The sequence below is a fragment of the Enterobacter sp. 301B genome (assembly GCF_003850715.1).
GTDB lineage: Bacteria > Pseudomonadota > Gammaproteobacteria > Enterobacterales > Enterobacteriaceae > Enterobacter > Enterobacter intestinihominis.
This window is the reverse complement of record NZ_PQTC01000017.1, coordinates 76,754-94,944: the sequence shown is the minus strand read 5'-3', so window position 1 is coordinate 94,944 and position 18,191 is coordinate 76,754. Positions and strand designations below refer to the sequence as shown.

Here is an 18,191-nt window from a genome sequence, read left to right as displayed (position 1 = left end):
ACCCTGGTCCTCTCCCACAGGGAGAGGGAATAAACAAAAAAAAAGCTCCCGATTGGGAGCTTTTTGCGGTTTACATGGGTTAGTCGTCCAGGAAGCTACGCAGTACTTCAGAGCGGCTCGGATGGCGCAGCTTACGCAGCGCCTTCGCTTCGATCTGACGGATACGTTCGCGGGTCACGTCAAACTGTTTACCCACTTCTTCCAGCGTGTGGTCGGTGTTCATATCGATACCGAAACGCATACGCAGCACTTTCGCTTCACGGGCGGTCAGGCCAGCCAGCACGTCGTGCGTAGCGGCACGCAGGCTCTCGGTGGTGGCAGAGTCCAGCGGCAGCTCGAGGGTAGTATCCTCGATGAAATCACCCAGATGCGAATCTTCATCATCACCGATTGGTGTTTCCATGGAGATTGGCTCTTTAGCGATTTTCAGCACTTTACGGATCTTGTCTTCCGGCATCAGCATGCGTTCAGCCAGCTCTTCCGGCGTCGGCTCGCGACCCATCTCCTGCAACATCTGGCGAGAAATACGGTTGAGCTTGTTGATGGTCTCAATCATATGCACCGGAATACGAATGGTACGCGCCTGGTCTGCGATAGAGCGGGTGATCGCCTGACGGATCCACCAGGTAGCATAGGTGGAGAACTTGTAACCACGACGGTATTCAAACTTATCTACCGCTTTCATCAGACCGATGTTGCCTTCCTGAATCAGATCCAGGAACTGCAGGCCACGGTTGGTGTATTTCTTGGCGATAGAGATAACCAGACGTAAGTTCGCTTCAACCATCTCTTTCTTAGCACGGCGGGCTTTCGCTTCACCGATAGACATACGACGGTTGATGTCTTTCACCTGCTCGATGGTCAGGCCGGTCTCTTCTTCAATCTGATGCAGCTTTTGCAGGCCGCGCTGTACGTCTTCTTTCACGTCGTGCAGCTTTTCAGACCACGGCTTGTTCATCGCGATAGCGGCGTTGAACCAGGTTTCGCTGGTTTCATTGCCGGTGAAGAGGGTGATGAAATTCTTCTTCGGCATTTTGCACTGTTCAACACACAGCTTCATGATGATACGTTCCTGGGTACGTACGCGATCCATCATCACGCGCATGCTGTTCACCAGGTAGTCGAACTGTTTTGGCACCAGGCGGAACTGTTTAAACACTTCCGACAGCTTCAGGATCTCTTCCTGAGCGGCAGCATGGCTGCGGCCTTTCGCTTTGATGGTGTCACGCGTCACTTCGTACTGAGTACGCAGCTCGGCAAACTTCTCGCGCGCCAGTTCAGGGTCGATGCTGTTGTCGTCGTCGCTGCTGTCGTCGTCTTCTTCTTCATCTTCGTCTTCGTCGTCATCCATCTCTTCCTGAGACAGCTCAGAACCGACGTGAGTGGCGGTTGGCGCCATATCTTCTTCAGCGTTCGGGTCGACAAAGCCAGTGATCAGATCGGACAGACGCGCTTCTTCCGCTTCAACGCGATCGTACTGCTCCAGCAGATAGGTAATCGCTTCCGGGTATTCGGCAACAGAGCACTGAACCTGGTTGATCCCGTCTTCGATGCGTTTTGCGATGTCAATTTCGCCTTCGCGGGTCAACAGTTCAACGGTACCCATTTCACGCATGTACATGCGGACCGGGTCAGTGGTACGCCCGATTTCAGATTCCACGCTGGACAGTACCTGTGCAGCAGCTTCTTCCGCATCTTCGTCAGTGTTGTTGGAGGTTTCAGCCAGCAACAGATCATCGGCATCCGGTGCTTCTTCCATCACCTGAATGCCCATGTCATTGATCATTTGGATGATATCTTCGATCTGATCTGAATCGACGATATCTTCCGGCAGATGGTCATTGACCTCGGCATAGGTCAGATAGCCTTGCTCCTTACCGCGTTGGACAAGAAGTTTCAGCTGTGACTGCGGGTTTTGCTCCATAAGACGGTATCCACACTTAATTCGTTTGATTGGTGTCGGCGATAGGGCTGCCAACCTTTAAAGCGAGGGCGTACTTATATTTTTGCCGCTGCCTCTCAGTGCGGCTGCCGGGGGCTTCCCGATCGATATTCGGCACTTAAGCCGTTAAATTTTTTATTTCTTCGCCAGTTCCTGGTTAATCATCCAGAGCTCCCGGCGTTCTTCGCTGCTTAAGCCATGGGTGCGCTCGCGAGCTATCAACTCTTCCTGGCGCAACTCAAGCATCGAATCAAACATATGGTTGAGTGAGTCGGTGAACGTTTTTTCTGCGATATCCTTATCTGCTATATCGTCCCACATCGACAGTTTTTCAAGGGTAGCGGCCTCTTTTGTGCCGCGATAATGCTCTAAAAGTTGTCCGGTGGTCAGACCTGGCTGAGACAAACAAGTGTTGACCAATTCTGAAAATAAGCCAAGTCCGGGCAATTTTTCGTGGTTCAAACCCGCCAGTGACGGCACTTGCGGAGCAAGTTCGGGGTTTTGCACCAGCAACCCTATCAGTATACGCATGGTTGTGCGTTTTAGCTGAGGCGCGGGGCGTACCGTGCCGTTTTCAGCCTGTTTAGGCATTAAACGTTCAAGCTGGCTGTCATCCAGAATGCCGAGCTTGTTGCCTAACTCCTGACGCAGATAGATGCGCAGCGTTTCGCCGGGCACCTGGCTGATTAACGGCAACGCCAGCGTGCTGAGCTGCGCGCGCCCGTCAGGGGTACTCAAATCCACCTGCGGCATCAGGCTGTTAAACAGAAACGTGGAGAGCGGCTGTGCCTGCTCCATCCGCGCTTCAAATGCCGCTTTGCCCTCTTTACGCACCAGCGTATCCGGGTCTTCACCGTCGGGCAGGAACATAAAGCGTAGCTGACGCCCGTCGGTCATATACGGCAACGCGGTTTCCAGCGCTCGCCAGGCGGCGTCGCGTCCTGCGCGGTCACCGTCGTAACAGCAAATCACGTTGTTGGTGACGCGGAACAGCAACTGGATATGGTCCGCCGTGGTGGACGTTCCCAGCGACGCAACGGCATAGTTAATGTCGTACTGCGCCAGCGCAACAACATCCATATAGCCTTCGACGACCAGAAGACGCGGAGGTTCCGCATTATCCTGCTGTGCCTCATAAAGACCGTAAAGCTGGCGGCCCTTATGGAAAATATCGGTTTCCGGGGAGTTAAGGTATTTCGGCAGGGCATCACCCAGCACGCGACCACCAAAACCTATCACCCGGCCACGCTTGTCGCGGATCGGGAACATCACCCGTTCACGGAAGCGGTCGTAGCTTCGTCCCTGGTCGTTGGTGACCAGCATGCCTGCGTCGATGAGGGATTTACGATCTTCGCTATTGCCGCCAAAACGCTTTAACACGTTGTCCCAGCCGGGCGGGGCGTAACCAATAGCGAAACGCGCAATCACATCGTCGCTCAGTCCGCGCTTGTTCAGATACTGACGCGCAGGCTCAGCCGCAGAGTGCTTAAGAGACTGTTGGTAAAACGAATTCAGGCCATCCATCAACTGATATAGCGTTTGCCGCTGATGGCGCTCGATCTGACTTGGCCCACTGCCTGCTTCATACGGCACTTCAAGGTTATGCATCGCCGCCAGCTCTTCGACGGTTTCAACGAACTCGAGCTTATCGTAGTTCATCAAAAAATCGACGGCATTACCGTGTGCGCCACAGCCGAAGCAATGGTAGAACTGCTTTTCACCGTTTACGGTGAAAGAGGGGGTTTTTTCGTTATGGAACGGACAGCACGCATGGTAGTTCTTGCCCTGCTTTTTTAGCTTCACCCGCGCGTCGATGAGATCGACGATGTCGGTTCTGGCAAGCAGGTCATTGATGAAAACGCGTGGGATTCTTCCGGCCATATGCCCCAAAAATTTAAGCGACTTATAAACGAAAACAAGCCGCGCATTCCTTCCGGAAGCACGGCCTTACGACTACAACTCTGTCTGTCAATTGAGGGCTGTGGCCCTCAACAGATTAGTACAGACGAGTACGGCGTGCGTTTTCGCGAGCCAGTTTCTTCGCGTGACGTTTCACAGCGGAAGCTTTAGCGCGCTTACGTTCGGTCGTTGGTTTTTCATAAAACTCACGACGACGAACTTCAGCCAGAACACCTGCTTTCTCGCATGAACGTTTGAAGCGACGCAGTGCTACGTCGAACGGCTCGTTTTCACGTACTTTAATTACCGGCATGTAACTCTCACCTTTAATAAATTCGGTTTGCCGCTGGCATCAACGCCAGCTTATTTCAAAATGGTGCGGAATTTTACTGCAAATGCTGCTGCTTTGTAAAGCACCGATGCGATTTTGAAAGGGACTTTTATAAGGGGGAAGAGTATACACGAGGCTTCTTCCTGGGGCGAACAAAGTTTTACATCAACCCGCCCAGGCTCTACACTGCGCGGTATTGAAACGAGGTAAAACAAGTCATGCGTGTACTGGGTATTGAAACATCCTGCGATGAAACCGGCATCGCGATTTACGACGACGAAAAAGGGCTTCTGGCCAACCAACTGTATAGTCAGGTGAAATTGCACGCTGACTACGGCGGCGTCGTGCCTGAACTGGCCTCTCGTGACCACGTGCGTAAAACGGTTCCCCTGATTCAGGCGGCACTGAAAGAGGCCGGGTTAAGTGCAAAAGATATTGATGCCGTGGCCTATACTGCAGGACCGGGCCTGGTTGGCGCGCTGCTGGTCGGCGCAACGGTAGGGCGTTCGCTGGCCTTCGCGTGGGACGTTCCGGCCATTCCGGTTCACCATATGGAAGGACATCTTCTGGCTCCGATGCTGGAAGCCAATCCGCCAGCGTTCCCGTTTGTGGCGCTGCTGGTCTCCGGCGGTCATACGCAGCTGATTAGCGTAACGGGCATTGGCAAGTATGAGCTGCTGGGCGAATCAATCGACGACGCGGCCGGTGAAGCCTTCGACAAAACTGCCAAGCTGCTGGGCCTGGATTATCCTGGCGGCCCGATGCTGTCGAAAATGGCCGCGCAGGGAACGGAAGGGCGCTTTGTCTTCCCGCGTCCGATGACCGATCGTCCGGGGCTGGATTTTAGTTTCTCCGGTCTGAAAACCTTCGCGGCGAACACCATTCGCAATAACGACGACAGCGAGCAGACGCGTGCCGACATCGCCCGCGCGTTCGAAGATGCGGTGGTGGATACGCTGATGATCAAGTGCAAGCGTGCGCTGGATCAGACGGGCTTTAAGCGCCTGGTGATGGCCGGTGGCGTGAGCGCCAACCGTACGCTGCGCGCGAAGCTTGCCGAAATGATGCAAAAGCGTCGTGGGGAAGTGTTCTACGCGCGTCCGGAATTTTGTACCGATAACGGGGCGATGATCGCCTACGCCGGGATGGTGCGCCTGAACGCTGGCGCCACGGCTGACCTGAGCGTGTCCGTGCGTCCGCGCTGGCCGCTGGCGGAGCTGCCTGAGGCGTAAGTCTTTTGCCCGGTGGCGCTGCGCTTACCGGGTCTGCAAAAATCGTAGGCCGGGTCAGGCGAAGCCGCCACCCGGCAATAAACCGCACTACATCCGCAGCATCCCTTTCTCTTCCAGAAACGCAATAATCGTCGCCAGCCCGTCACCCGCCTTCAGGTTGGTAAAGGTCCACGGACGCTCGCCGCGCATGCGATTAGTGTCGCGCTCCATTACCTCCAGCGACGCCCCCACGTACGGCGCGAGGTCGGTTTTATTGATCACCAGAAAATCGGATTTGGTGATCCCCGGCCCGCCCTTGCGCGGGATTTTTTCCCCCTCGGCCACGTCGATCACGTAGATGGTGAGGTCCGCCAGCTCCGGGCTGAAGGTCGCGCTCAGGTTATCCCCGCCGCTTTCGACGAAGATCAGATCCAGATTGCCGAACTTCTCGCTCAAGGCTTCCACCGCTGCCAGGTTCATTGAGGCATCTTCGCGGATGGCGGTGTGCGGACAGCCGCCCGTTTCCACCCCTACGATGCGCTCTGGCTCAAGCGCACCCGCCTCGGTCAGGATGCGCTGATCCTCTTTGGTGTAGATATCGTTAGTCACCACCGCAAGATGATAGGTGTCGCGCATCGCCTTGCAGAGCGCTTCCAGCAGGGCGGTTTTGCCCGACCCTACCGGGCCGCCCACGCCAACGCGCAGGGGATGTTTGTAATCAGCCATATTGACTCCTCAGGAACGGAATAGTCGTGAATATTGGGTTTCGTGGCGTGCGGAGGCGATGGCGGACAGCGGTGTAGCTGCCCCCAGCGCGTCGTCGCCACGTAAAAATGCCTGTTCAAACCCGGCGGCAAAATGGTCGCTCAGGTCGATAATCAGCTGTTGTGCGGCCTGCTGCCCAAACGGCACCAGCTTGACGCCCGCCATCACCGCGCTCTCAATCCAGCTGTAGCCGAGGCTCAGCGCCAGCTCGCGCGCGCTAATGCCCCAGCGCACGCCGAGCCACGCCATACCGCCGAGCTGGCTCTGCATCAACAGCGGCAGCCATTCTGCCGGGCAGGCGGGTTCCCAGCTTTTAACCAGGCGCGTAAAGGCCGCGCCGCGGTTGCGTTCTTCCTCGCGCAGTTCGCGCGTTTCCCGACAGGCGAGGAGGTATGCCGTCCAGCGTTTTGCTGCCGCGACGTCCTGCTGCTCGCAGGCACAGTACAGGCGGATAAACAGCGGCAGGTCGACGCAGAAAAAGCTCTGCTCCATCTGCTGGATCTGCCAGCGCCTGAAGGCCTCAGCGTCCGTGATCCACCCGGCCTCGACAGCCCACTCCAGCCCCTGTGACCAGGTATACGATCCGACCGGCAGGCTACTGCTGGAGAGCTGCATCAGGCGCAGCCGCTGGCGGGCATGCTCCATCAGCTCATCAACGCCAGCAGGGCAGAGACGATCAGCCCGCCGCCGAAGGTTTTACGCAGGCCGTCGTGACGGCGCAGCAGCAGCCCTGCCGCGAAGCTGGCGCACAGCACCGTGGCACTGGCTAACATAAATCCGCTGGTAAAGAGCCAGAAGCAGTGGCCGGACATCTCCACGCCGTGCGCCCAGCCGTGGAACATCGCCAGGGCTGGCACTGCCAGCAGCAGGCGATTTTCAGTCTTAAACATCATCACGCCGCAGACCGCCAGCGAGGCGATAATCAGCATCTCCATGCCGCTAAAGCCGCCGAGCAGGCTGCCCGCAACGGCGCCAGCAAGCATCATGCCGAGCGTTGCTAACGGCAGCAGCAGCTTGCGGCCGCTCAGGGCGGACAGCACGCCAGCCCCCGTCAGCATCAGCAGGTGATCCAGCCCGGTCAGCGGATGGAGAAAACCTGCCTGAAAGCTGTCGGTCCCGTGACCGGGATGGGCAAGCGCCGGAACGGAAAAGGCCAGCAGAAACAACGGCAAATACTTACGCATGATGAGTCCTTAATGTGAATGAGCGTGGGAGTGGTCATGGCTGTGGGCATCGCTGGTGTAAGCGCCCGCTTCCGGTTCAAAGGGCAGGCTGGCGAAGGTCACCTCCAGCCCGAACTGACGTAGCATGTCGTCGAGAACGTGATCGTGGTGGTAGCGCAGTTCGCCGGGCATGATTTGCAGCGGCACGTGGCGGTTGCCCAGGTGATAACAGGCGCGGGCGAGCAGGAACGGGTCGGCGCAGCGCACCACGGAAACCGACTCCGGGGCGGCGATCACTTCGATCACTTCGCTGCCGTCGTCGGTAGTCAGCAGGTCGCCCCCGCGCAGCAGCAGGCCGCGCGGCAGCATTAGCCCGGCTTCGCGGCCGTCGTTCAGCGCCACGCGGGCGCGGCTTTTTACCCGCACGTCAATCGGCAGCGTAACGCTGGCGGTGACGGGGTGCGCGTGGTCCAGGCGTTGGGTTAAATAAATCATCATCACTCCTCAAAACAGAAAATAGCGTTGCGCCATCGGCAAAACTTCTGCCGGTTCGCTGGTGATCAATTCGCCGTCGACGCGAACCTCATAGGTTTGCGAGTCAACGGTGATATTCGGCTGTAAATCGTTGTGGATCATGTCGGCCTTTTTCACCGTCCGGCAGCCTTTCACCACCGCAGTGGCGCTTTGCAATCCGAGCCGCTGCGGAATGCCGCTGGCATCAGCGGCCTGCGAGACAAACGTCAGCCGCGTGGCGTGGCGTGCGGCACCAAGTGCACCAAACATCGGGCGGTAATGCACCGGCTGCGGCGTGGGGATCGAGGCGTTGATGTCGCCCATCGGCGCGCAGGCGATCATCCCGCCTTTGACGATGGTGGCCGGTTTGACGCCAAAGAAAGCGGGGGACCAGACCACCAGATCCGCCAGCTTGCCCACCTCAATAGAACCGACCTCATGGGCGATGCCGTGGGTAAGAGCCGGATTAATGGTGTATTTGGCGACATAGCGCTTCACGCGGAAGTTGTCGTTCTCGCCGGTCTCTTCCGGCAGTGCGCCGCGCTGCACCTTCATGCGGTGCGCCACCTGCCAGGTGCGGATAATCACTTCCCCCACGCGGCCCATGGCCTGTGAATCTGACGAGGTGAGCGAGAACGCGCCGATATCGTGCAGCACGTCTTCGGCGGCGATGGTTTCCCGACGAATACGGGATTCCGCAAACGCCACGTCCTCGGCGATATCCGGGTCGAGATGGTGACAGACCATCAGCATGTCCAGGTGCTCGTCGATGGTATTCACCGTGTAGGGCAGCGTCGGGTTGGTGGAGGAGGGCAAAATATTCGGGTGCGCGCAGGCGGTGATGATATCCGGCGCATGGCCGCCGCCCGCCCCTTCGGTGTGGAAGGTGTGGATGGTGCGCCCGGCGATGGCAGCCAGCGTGTCTTCGACAAAACCGGACTCGTTCAGCGTGTCGCTGTGTAGCGCCACCTGAATATCCATCTCTTCAGCGACCTCCAGCGAGCAGTTGATTGCCGCAGGCGTCGCGCCCCAGTCTTCGTGGATCTTAAGCCCGATGGCGCCAGCCGCGATCTGCTCGCGCAGCGCGTCCGGGTTTGAACCGTTCCCTTTGCCCAGCAGGCCAATATTCACCGGCAGCGTATCGGCGGCCTGCAACATGCGGGCGATATACCACGGCCCCGGCGTGCAGGTGGTGGCGTTTGTACCTGCCGCAGGGCCGGTGCCGCCGCCGATCATGGTGGTGACGCCGGAGACCAGCGCCTCTTCCGCCTGCTGCGGACAGATCCAGTGGATATGGGTGTCGATCCCGCCAGGGGTGACGATCTTCCCTTCGGCGGCGATCACTTCCGTTGCCGCGCCAATCGGGATCGTCACGCCGGGCTGAATGTCCGGGTTTCCGGCTTTGCCGACGGCGAAGATCCGCCCATCTTTTATGCCGATATCCGCTTTCACAATCCCCCAGTGATCGACAATCAGCGCGTTGGTGAGCACCAGATCCACGCAGTCGTCGGCGGTCATCTGCCCCTGTCCCATGCCGTCGCGGATCACTTTTCCGCCGCCGAATTTAACCTCTTCGCCGTAGATCGTGAGATCGTCCTCCACTTCGATCCACAGCTCGCTGTCGGCCAGCCGCACTTTATCCCCGGTAGTGGGGCCGAACATATCGGCATACGCCTGGCGTGAAATCTCAGCCATGTTTCACCTCGCCCATGACCTCGCCGCGAAAACCGAAAATGCGCTGCGCGCCCGTCACCTGCACCAGCGTCACTTCCCGCTTCTGGCCGGGTTCGAAGCGCACGGCAGTGCCGGCCGGGATGTTGAGTCGGTAGCCTCGGGTGGCTTCGCGATCGAATTTCAACGCCGGGTTGACCTCGTAAAAGTGGTAATGCGAGCCGACCTGGATCGGCCTGTCGCCGTGGTTTTCCACGATCACACTTCGGGTTTCGCGCCCGACGTTGAGCGCAATGTTGCCGGACTGGATCCGGTATTCGCCTGGGATCATCACGCGCTCCTTACACGATCGGATTGTGGACGGTGACGAGCTTGGATCCATCCGGGAAGGTGGCTTCCACCTGGATATCCGGGATCATCTCCGGCACGCCCTCCATCACCTGATCGCGCGTCAGGACGTGGCGGCCGGCTTCCATCAGCGAGGCGACGGTTTCGCCATCGCGCGCGCCTTCCATAATAAAGGCGCTGATCAGCGCGACCGATTCCGGGTAGTTGAGCTTTACCCCGCGCGCGAGGCGGCGTTCGGCAACCAGCGCGGCGGTGAACAGCAACAGCTTGTCTTTTTCTCTGGGAGTCAGTTCCATAGCGTTTCTCTTATGTCTGCCAGATACGCGGCGAACAGGCGGTTTTGGGGGTTAAAAGCGGGCGAAGCGACTGCCAGATATCGCGCATCACCCGCTGGCAAATGAGGTTGTCGTGGGAGAGAAAACGCACCGACAGCAGGTCGTCGGTGAGCGTCGCCCCGCCAAAGTTTTCCAGTGGGGCGAGCCGCTCGCGCACTTTATCAAGATGAGCTTCCCGGGCCGGGTAGAACAGCAGCGTGCCGACCCACGGATGGCCTGCGACGGGCGACAGATCGCCATCGTTAAGATGCAGTCGCTCAATCAAACGCGGCTCGCCATCCACCCACACCTCAAGGCGGCTCTCCAGCGTGCCGTGGCTGAAGGATTCGTTTATCACCGGACGGCCCAGACAGTACAGCTCCCACGCCAGCAGCGTGCTGGTGGCCTTAAGATGGAAGACGGAACGCAGCGCGGCGTTAGCGCCGGGGAAAACTATGGTGTCCTGCGGCAGCCACTCCAGCGTGGCCTCTTCGTCGAGGTAAAAATGCTGATTCAGACAGGCCAGCGGGCCGCTGCTGCGATAGAACTTGCTGGCGCCGGGCATGGTGATGAGGGCATGGCTTTTGGCGTCGAGCCGCACGGAAATATCCAGCGTATCCCCGCCCACAATCCCGCCTGGCGGATGCAGCAGGTAAAGGTGACAGGTTTCCCCTTCGGGATAAAACGGGCGCTGAACGGTGAGCGGCCCGGTGTGACGCGCGAAATGGAGGAGGGTTTTCTCAGGGGTATAACAAAACTGGAGGGCAAGCGTGGCCTGCCAGCCTTTGTATGAATTATCAGTGACCTGAGTTGCTAACATGGTGCTTCCATTTCCACACTATCGGGGTACGTTTCAGTATGCCCTGGCGGAAATGAAGGCTGTCATATGAGTCGCTTATGGATAAAAAAACCGGTTCATGTGAGCCGGTTTCAGTAATGTAGGCCGGGTAAGCGCAGCGTCACCCGGCAAGAAAGGTTAACGATAATCCTCTGCATCCACATCATACCCCGACGGCTCCCAACGGATCGCCAGCAGCGATACCAGGCCGATAAACGGCGCCAGCGCAATCACCCAGAACACGGCGGTATCCAGCGACGCGACCAGTAGCGGGAACAGAAACAGTGACAGCGTTGAACTGCTGCGCATCAGCGTCTGGTTAAGCCCCACGCCCACGCCGCGCAGCGAGGTCGGGTAGCTCAAGGAGGCAAACGTCATGGTATGCGCACCCGGACCAAAACCCTGGCCAAACAGGAACAGCGCCAGCATCGCGACGGCGACCACGCCTTCCGTGGCCCCGTCAGGGCGGCCAATCAGCGCCAGACCGAGCAGCGCCACCAGCTGGCAGGCGTAACCCGCCAGTGACATCCGCCACGCGCCGAAGCGCGGAACATAGCGCACTGCCAGCAGCCCGCCGACAAACGCGAACAGCAGGTTAAGCGCCAGCGAGATCAGAATGGTGGTCAGCATCGACTGCACAAAGAAGCTGGAGATGATCACCGGCAGGCCAAAGGCTACGGCGTTATAGGCGAACGAGGAGACGACCGACAGCAGCGTGGCGAGCGTGGTACGCCGCAGATAGATACCGCGGAACAGGTTCAGGTAGTTCGACCATTTTGCCTTATTGACCACCGGCGCGGGCTGGTCAAGCGCATCCTGTGGCACGTGGGCATTAATGTTGTACGACTGCCGCAGGATGGACGCCGCCTCTTTCAGATTGCCCTGATTCGCCGCCCAGACCGGGGATTCGCTCATATAACGGCTGCGGATGGCGATAATCACCAGCGCGGGCACCGCGCCGAAGCCAAGGATCAGACGCCAGAGCCAGTCGCTGTGGCCTTCCGGCAGCACGGCGTAGAAGAAGAGCACCAGAAGATAAGAGATGCTGATGGCCGCATACCAGGTGGGGCACCACATTGCCACGCTGGAGGCTTTATTCCCCGGGCCTTTCAGCCTGGCGAACTCGCTGAGAAACGCCATCGCCACGGGAAGGTCGATCCCGACGCCAAGACCCATCACAAAGCGCGCGCCCGCCAGCACATATTCGTTCGGAGCCAGCGCACAGGCGATGGCGGCGACGACAAAGAACACCATGTCGGCCATAAAGACGCGGTAGCGCCCGATTTTATCCGTAAGATAGCCGCCGAGCAGCGCCCCGACAATGGCACCAAAGGTAATGGCTGAAGCCACCATGCCGGTACCAGCGGGCGTCAGGTTAAATTCGCGGGTGATGTCTTTGATGCCGAATGCCAGCGCGCCGAGATCGTAGGCATCGAGAAAAATTCCCCCGAGCGCGATACCGACCACGATGCGGGCATTGGCCCGGCCCTGAGAGCCGTCATTAACGAGACGTGAAACGTCCGATGCGCTGCGTACCCACTTGATGTCGCCATCCGGGGTGTTTCCTGCCGTTGGGAGGGGAGTTGTGTCTGTGATTTCTGCCATTTTCTTTTTGTGTGGTTGTGTCGTGTCTCTAACAGTTACCACAGGCAGAAGGTGACAAAAATCACATTTGGTTATAAGGCATAACGAACGGTTTACTGAGCGTCTTTCTTTTTACGCTTGAGCTTCGTCCAGATCTTGGTTTCCTGGCGACGCCACAGGCGCTGAATGTTGTCATGATGACGCAGCAGGATCAGGCACGAGAGCATCGATACCGGGAAGGTAAACTGCGGTTTGAACCACCAGACATAAAACGGAGCGATCAGCGCGCTGACGATGGCGCCCAGCGATGAATAGCCGCTCAGCAGGATGGTCAGCAGCCAGGTGCCCGCCATCACGCCAGTGAGATCCCAGCCGATCGGCGCAATCGCGCCAAACGCGGTTGCAACGCCTTTACCGCCTTTAAAACCAAAGAAAACGGGCCAGATATGGCCGACGCAGGCGGCGATAGCAATCAGCCCCAGCCAGAAGGGTGTGACGCCCAGCGCATACGCACCCCAGACGGGGAGCATTCCTTTCAGAACATCAAAAATCAAAACCGCTACGGCTGCTCCCTTGCCGCCAATTCGTAGTACATTGGTCGCCCCCGGATTCCCGGAACCACTTTCACGCGGGTCAGGCAACCCGGCGATGCGGCAGACCAGAATGGCGCTGGAGATTGAGCCGCAAAGGTAGGCGAGGATAATCATTCCAGGCGCGATTGCACTCATAACGCTGTTCCGTTTTGAAAATGTATCTGTATTCTCAGCATCTGTGGATAATACGCATAATTCGCCGGAAGTGGTATCCGGTTTAGCCAAAAAGCAGGCAGGTCGTGATGGATATTGTATTTATAGAGCAACTTTCGGTAATCACCACAATTGGTGTTTACGACTGGGAACAGACCATCGAGCAGAAACTGGTGTTCGATATCGAAATGGGCTGGGATAACCGCAAGTCAGCAAAAAGCGATGATGTGAATGACTGTCTGAGCTACGCCGACATCAGTGAAGCGGTAGTTGGCCACGTGGAAGGGCAACGATTTGCGCTGGTGGAACGCGTGGCGGAAGAGGTAGCGGACCTGCTACTGAGCAAATTTAACTCCCCGTGGGTGCGCATCAAACTAAGCAAGCCGGGCGCGGTGGCGCGCGCCGCCAATGTGGGCGTGATTATCGAGCGTGGCACAAATCTGAAAGGAAAAGATTTAACGTCATAATAGCTAAACCATTTTAGGTTATATCGGTCTTAAAGCTGTATCTTTCACGGTTGTCCGCGTGGGACACCGTTTTTTTATATCTTTTTAGGGGTTTATAGATGAGCGATATGCACTCGCTGCTGGTGGCGGCAATTCTGGGTGTGGTCGAAGGATTGACGGAGTTTTTGCCGGTGTCCAGTACGGGCCATATGATTATCGTTGGCCATCTCCTGGGCTTTGAAGGCGATACCGCAAAGACGTTTGAGGTGGTGATTCAGTTGGGCTCTATTCTGGCGGTGGTCGTCATGTTCTGGCGTCGTCTGTTTGGTCTGATCGGCATCCACTTCGGGCGTTTGCCGCAGCGTGAAGGAGAGGGCAAAGGGCGCCTGACGCTGATTCATATTCTGCTCGGGATGATCCCGGCGGTGGTGCTGGGGCTGGTGTTCCACGACACCATTAAATCGCTCTTCAACCCGATTAACGTGATGTACGCGCTGGTTGTCGGCGGCTTCCTGCTGATTGCCGCCGAAGTGCTGAAGCCAAAAACCCCGCGTGCAGAAGGTCTGGACGATATGACGTATCGCCAGGCGTTTATGATTGGCTGCTTCCAGTGTCTGGCGCTGTGGCCGGGCTTCTCCCGTTCAGGGGCAACCATTTCCGGCGGGATGCTGATGGGCGTGAGCCGTTACGCGGCGTCTGAGTTCTCGTTCCTGCTGGCGGTACCGATGATGATGGGCGCCACCGCACTGGATCTCTACAAAAGCATTGGCTTCCTGACCGTAGGCGACATTCCGATGTTCGCCGTGGGCTTTATCACCGCCTTTATCGTGGCGCTGATTGCCATCAAAACCTTCCTGCAACTGATTAAGCGTATCTCGTTTATTCCGTTCGCGATCTACCGCTTTATCGTCGCGGCTGCCGTGTACGTGGTCTTCTTCTGATGACCGACCGCCCTCAGTCTTTCGGCTGAGGGCAACGTTTTTCCTTCCACGCCGCAACCGCATCAATCCGCCGTTTCGTCAGCTCTTCGCGGATCTCCGGGCCTTTAAACCCTGCCTCCACCACCTCTTTCGTTGGCACCGCTTTTGCGATTTCCCACGCCTCGCGCAGCAAACGACCCTGCGGATAATCGGACGCTTCAAACCCGGTACGACCGCGCACGTCCGCTTCGCTGGTCAGCGCAATTTGCTCCACGCGCTGCGGCTTGCGCCAGGCGTCGATGTTATCGAACAGCCTGACGATGGTGGCGGGTTTCAGGATCGGAAAGGTGTGGATCAGGTCGTGGAACTCGGCGACCAGTTTTGCCAGATCGCGAATGTCATTCGGCACGCGCAGGCGCTGGCAAAGCCCTTCAACCAGCTTTACGCCAGCCGGACCGTGCCCGTGGTGGCGTGGCCACAACTCCTTTGGCGTTAAACCTTTGCCGAGGTCATGGCAGAGGGTGGAAAAGCGCACGTCCACTTCAGGGCTGAGCATAGCGGCCATGCTAAGCGTCATCAGGGTGTGAATGCCGGTATCAATTTCCGGGTGCCATTTCGCCGGGGCGGGCACGCCAAACAGCGCGTCTATTTCCGGGAACAGCACTTTCAGCGCCCCGCAGTCGCGCAGAACCTGGAAAAAGACCTGTGGGTTGCGGGTGGTCAGGGCGTTTTCGGTCTCTTTCCAGACGCGTTCTGGCGTCAGGTGTTCCAGCTCGCCCGCGTCGGTCATGGCCGTCATCAGCGCCATCGTCTCGTCGGCGATACGGAAGCTCAGATGGGCATAACGGGCGGCAAAACGCGCCACGCGCAGTACGCGAAGCGGATCTTCAGAAAAGGCGGGGGAAATATGGCGTAAAAGACGATCGCGCAGATCGTTCTGGCCGCCGTAGGCGTCGATGATATGTCCGTTTTCGTCCTGCGCCAGGGCGTTAATGGTGAGATCGCGGCGCAGTAAGTCCTGCTCCAGCGTGACATCCGGCGCGGCATAGCAGGTGAAGCCGGTATAACCGGAACCCGATTTCCGTTCGGTACGCGCCAGGGCGTACTCTTCGCGGCTTTTCGGATGGAGGAACACAGGAAAATCGCGGCCTACCTGCTGGTAGCCCGCGTCAATCATCGATTCGGGCGTGGCACCGACCACGACCCAATCTTTATCTTTGACCGGCAGACCTAATAACGCATCACGTACCGCACCACCGACCAGATAACTCTTCACGCCAACACTCCCGTTTTCTCTTTTCGCAAGATGATACGTAAGTGTGGCAGAGAAGACGAGTTAGTTCATCCAGCGGTCTTTACGTTTACGGCTTGGGATAAGGTGAGGAAGCACCAGACCCAGCACCAGACCGACGCCCAGTACGCCGCCGCCATACATAAACCACTGCATGATGATGGTGCGTTGTTTGTCATCCAGCTGTAGATTAGCGGCGTTTACTTTCTTCTGTGCGACGATCAGCTCATTTTTCAGCTTCTGATTTTCGTCTTTCAGACCGGCGATCACGCTGTCGCTTTGCGCCACTTTCTGCTGCATCTCTGCGGTGCGCTGGTTCCAGGTACCGTCAATGTTGTTCAGCTTATCGGTCAGGGTTTTCACCTGATTTTCCAGATCCGGCACGCGGGTGCGCAGGCTCGGCACCGTGCTCAGCTCTTTCAGCGGGATCCATGAGGTGCGGCCAGAGCTGTCACGAACCTGACCGTAATTGGTGTCTGCATTGGTTTGCAGCAGAGTCACTTCCTCGCCGGCATTTACCGTACCCACGAGGCGATAATTGTCTCCAGGGCCGCTGCGTACCCAGGTATTCAGTTCATCAGAAACGTAACGTTTCTCTTCAGCGTGGACCGCGGTTGCGGCGCTAAAAGCGAGTAAAGTAAGTCCAATCAGGCGTAATTTAAGCATATCAGTCGTTATTTTCATAAAAAGTGGAACGATAGTAGTGGTATCAGTGTCGCTACGCAAAGGATTCATCATCAATCGGAATCATCTGTGTCATGATTTCCACCGCTTTAAACTTTTACGCCCGTCAAATTGCTCATTGCGTGGCAATTTGGCGCAAAATACTATGTACTGACAAACAAATGGCGAGGAAGTTCGCCTTCATCGACGCGTCTGTGACGCACGCAAAAGTACAAGGCTATGGCACAAGAGATCGAATTAAAGTTTATCGTCGAAAAAGACAGCGCTGACGCGCTCCGCCAGCATCTGAACACGCTGTCCGGCGAGCACCATGAACCCGTACAGCTGCTCAACATCTATTACGAAACGCCGGACAACTGGCTGCGCAACCACGATATGGGCCTGCGCATCCGTGGTGCGAACGGGCGCTACGAGATGACGATGAAAATCGCCGGTCGCGTGGTGGGCGGTTTGCACCAGCGTCCGGAATACAATATCGACATCAGTAAGCCAGAACTTGAGCTGGATCGTTTTCCGGCGGAAGTGTGGCCGGAAGGGACGCTGCCCGCAACGCTGTCGGCAGAGGCGCAACCGCTTTTCAGCACCGATTTCTGGCGCGAGAAATGGCTGGTGACGGAAGGCAAGAGCCGCATTGAGATTGCGTTTGATCGAGGTGAAATTAAGGCTGGTGAAGAGCAGGAGCCGATCTGCGAATTGGAACTCGAACTGCTGGAAGGTGAGGCGAGCGACGTGCTGAAGCTGGCGCACAAGCTGGTGAACCAGCCTGGCCTGCGTCAGGGCAGCCTGAGTAAAGCGGCACGCGGCTATCACCTGGCCGCCGGGAATGCGCCGCGCGTGCTGCGAGAAACCCCGATTCTGCGCGTTGTGCCGAAAGCCTCCGTTGAGCAGGGCATGGAAGCGGCGCTGGAGCTGGCGCTCTCTCAGTGGCAGTACCACGAGGAGCTGTGGGCGCGTAACGTGAAAAATGCCAAAAAACAGGTGCTCGCTGCTATGGGGCTGGTGCGTCACACCCTGGCACTGTTCGGCGGTATTGTACCGCGTAAAGCCAGTGCTCACTTACGTGATCTGCTCACTCAAACCGAAACGCTGATGCTTTCTGACGTGTCGGCACAAACGGCGATCTACAGCCCGCAAAACGCCAGCGCGAAACTGGCGTTGACCGAATTTCTGGTGACGCGCGGCTGGCGCATTTTCCTCGATGCGAAAGGGCAGACTAAAATCGCGGAAAACTTCAAACGTTTTGCGGATATCCACCTCTCCCGTCACGCGGCCGAGCTGCGAACCACCTTCGCGCATCCGCTGGGCGATCAGTATGGCGATCAGCTTCCCCGCCTGGCGCGTAACATCGACAGCATGTTGCTGCTGTCAGGTGCGTATGAGGGCGTGAAGGCGCAGGCCTGGCTGGAGAACTGGCAGGGGCTTAAGCATGCCATCGAGACCCGTCAGCAGATTGAGATCGAGCATTTCCGCAACGAGGCCATTTCGCAGGATCCGTACTGGCTGCACAGCGGAAAACGTTAATTCT

The 18,191-nt window shown here is 57.6% G+C and carries 18 protein-coding genes and 1 pseudogene; 4 read left to right on the top strand and 15 right to left on the bottom strand.

From position 1 onward, the window contains the following. Positions 1 to 79: 79 nt before the first annotated feature. From rpoD to rpsU, 3 genes and pseudogenes are all read right to left on the bottom strand, one after another. Entirely contained in the window at positions 80 to 1,924 is a 1,845-nt protein-coding gene (gene rpoD, locus C3451_RS17985) for an RNA polymerase sigma factor RpoD (RefSeq protein ID WP_006812010.1), read from the bottom strand. A 95-nt stretch (positions 1,925 to 2,019) separates the two neighbouring features. Continuing rightward, a pseudogene (dnaG, locus tag C3451_RS17980) lies at positions 2,020 to 3,823 on the bottom strand (DNA primase). A gap of 115 nt (positions 3,824 to 3,938) precedes the next feature. Then, entirely contained in the window at positions 3,939 to 4,154 is a 216-nt protein-coding gene (rpsU, locus tag C3451_RS17975) for a 30S ribosomal protein S21 (protein ID WP_001144069.1), read from the bottom strand. A 236-nt stretch (positions 4,155 to 4,390) separates the two neighbouring features. Here rpsU and tsaD point away from each other — a divergent pair, with 236 nt between their 5' ends. Continuing rightward, complete coding sequence (tsaD, locus tag C3451_RS17970; protein ID WP_022649449.1) at positions 4,391 to 5,404, top strand: tRNA (adenosine(37)-N6)-threonylcarbamoyltransferase complex transferase subunit TsaD; 1,014 nt, start codon at positions 4,391 to 4,393, stop codon at positions 5,402 to 5,404. 87 nt (positions 5,405 to 5,491) lie between these two features. Here the strand turns inward: tsaD and ureG are convergent, their stop codons facing one another. From ureG to plsY, 10 genes are all read right to left on the bottom strand, one after another. After that, positions 5,492 to 6,109 (bottom strand): urease accessory protein UreG, encoded by a 618-nt coding sequence (ureG, locus tag C3451_RS17965; protein ID WP_023298635.1) that lies wholly within the window; start codon positions 6,107 to 6,109, stop codon positions 5,492 to 5,494. A 9-nt stretch (positions 6,110 to 6,118) separates the two neighbouring features. Next, complete coding sequence (locus C3451_RS17960; RefSeq protein ID WP_032626324.1) at positions 6,119 to 6,793, bottom strand: urease accessory protein UreF; 675 nt, start codon at positions 6,791 to 6,793, stop codon at positions 6,119 to 6,121. After that, the gene (locus C3451_RS17955) at positions 6,793 to 7,332 is read right to left on the bottom strand and encodes a HupE/UreJ family protein (RefSeq protein ID WP_045622951.1); all 540 of its coding nucleotides are present in this window, start codon (positions 7,330 to 7,332) and stop codon (positions 6,793 to 6,795) included. Before C3451_RS17955 ends, C3451_RS17960 begins: the two co-directional genes overlap by 1 nt. Positions 7,333 to 7,341: 9 nt before the next feature. Next, positions 7,342 to 7,806, bottom strand: a complete 465-nt coding sequence (gene ureE / locus C3451_RS17950) for an urease accessory protein UreE (RefSeq protein ID WP_045622949.1) — start codon at positions 7,804 to 7,806, stop codon at positions 7,342 to 7,344. A 9-nt stretch (positions 7,807 to 7,815) separates the two neighbouring features. After that, positions 7,816 to 9,519: an urease subunit alpha gene (gene ureC, locus C3451_RS17945; RefSeq protein WP_124304363.1), complete on the bottom strand. Its 1,704-nt coding sequence runs from the start codon at positions 9,517 to 9,519 to the stop codon at positions 7,816 to 7,818. Continuing rightward, positions 9,512 to 9,826 (bottom strand): urease subunit beta, encoded by a 315-nt coding sequence (locus C3451_RS17940; RefSeq protein WP_015571906.1) that lies wholly within the window; start codon positions 9,824 to 9,826, stop codon positions 9,512 to 9,514. The genes ureC and C3451_RS17940 overlap by 8 nt, the downstream gene beginning before the upstream one ends. Positions 9,827 to 9,836: 10 nt before the next feature. Then, positions 9,837 to 10,139, bottom strand: coding sequence for an urease subunit gamma (locus C3451_RS17935; RefSeq protein WP_003862556.1), 303 nt, complete (start codon positions 10,137 to 10,139; stop codon positions 9,837 to 9,839). 10 nt (positions 10,140 to 10,149) lie between these two features. Next, positions 10,150 to 10,977 carry an urease accessory protein UreD gene (locus C3451_RS17930; RefSeq protein WP_045622947.1) on the bottom strand — a complete coding sequence of 276 codons (828 nt, stop codon included), beginning with the start codon at positions 10,975 to 10,977 and terminating at the stop codon, positions 10,150 to 10,152. 156 nt (positions 10,978 to 11,133) lie between these two features. Beyond that, on the bottom strand, positions 11,134 to 12,600 hold the full coding sequence (locus tag C3451_RS17925) for an MFS transporter (protein ID WP_023306976.1): 1,467 nt from the start codon (positions 12,598 to 12,600) through the stop codon (positions 11,134 to 11,136). A 92-nt stretch (positions 12,601 to 12,692) separates the two neighbouring features. Next, positions 12,693 to 13,307, bottom strand: a complete 615-nt coding sequence (plsY, locus tag C3451_RS17920) for a glycerol-3-phosphate 1-O-acyltransferase PlsY (protein ID WP_022649440.1) — start codon at positions 13,305 to 13,307, stop codon at positions 12,693 to 12,695. Positions 13,308 to 13,414: 107 nt separating this feature from the next. On the opposite strand from plsY, the gene folB reads away from it, so the two are divergent. Together folB and bacA are read left to right on the top strand one after the other, a co-directional pair. Beyond that, positions 13,415 to 13,792, top strand: a complete 378-nt coding sequence (gene folB, locus C3451_RS17915) for a bifunctional dihydroneopterin aldolase/7,8-dihydroneopterin epimerase (protein WP_023298628.1) — start codon at positions 13,415 to 13,417, stop codon at positions 13,790 to 13,792. A 98-nt stretch (positions 13,793 to 13,890) separates the two neighbouring features. Further along, complete coding sequence (bacA, locus tag C3451_RS17910) at positions 13,891 to 14,712, top strand: undecaprenyl-diphosphate phosphatase (protein WP_003862545.1); 822 nt, start codon at positions 13,891 to 13,893, stop codon at positions 14,710 to 14,712. A 13-nt stretch (positions 14,713 to 14,725) separates the two neighbouring features. Here the strand turns inward: bacA and C3451_RS17905 are convergent, their stop codons facing one another. Continuing rightward, positions 14,726 to 15,967 (bottom strand): multifunctional CCA addition/repair protein, encoded by a 1,242-nt coding sequence (locus tag C3451_RS17905; protein WP_063139272.1) that lies wholly within the window; start codon positions 15,965 to 15,967, stop codon positions 14,726 to 14,728. Between the two features lie 60 nt (positions 15,968 to 16,027). Further along, positions 16,028 to 16,648 (bottom strand): TIGR04211 family SH3 domain-containing protein, encoded by a 621-nt coding sequence (locus C3451_RS17900; protein WP_001303390.1) that lies wholly within the window; start codon positions 16,646 to 16,648, stop codon positions 16,028 to 16,030. A gap of 237 nt (positions 16,649 to 16,885) precedes the next feature. Here C3451_RS17900 and C3451_RS17895 point away from each other — a divergent pair, with 237 nt between their 5' ends. Then, positions 16,886 to 18,187: an inorganic triphosphatase gene (locus C3451_RS17895; RefSeq protein ID WP_045622945.1), complete on the top strand. Its 1,302-nt coding sequence runs from the start codon at positions 16,886 to 16,888 to the stop codon at positions 18,185 to 18,187. Positions 18,188 to 18,191 lie beyond the last annotated feature (4 nt).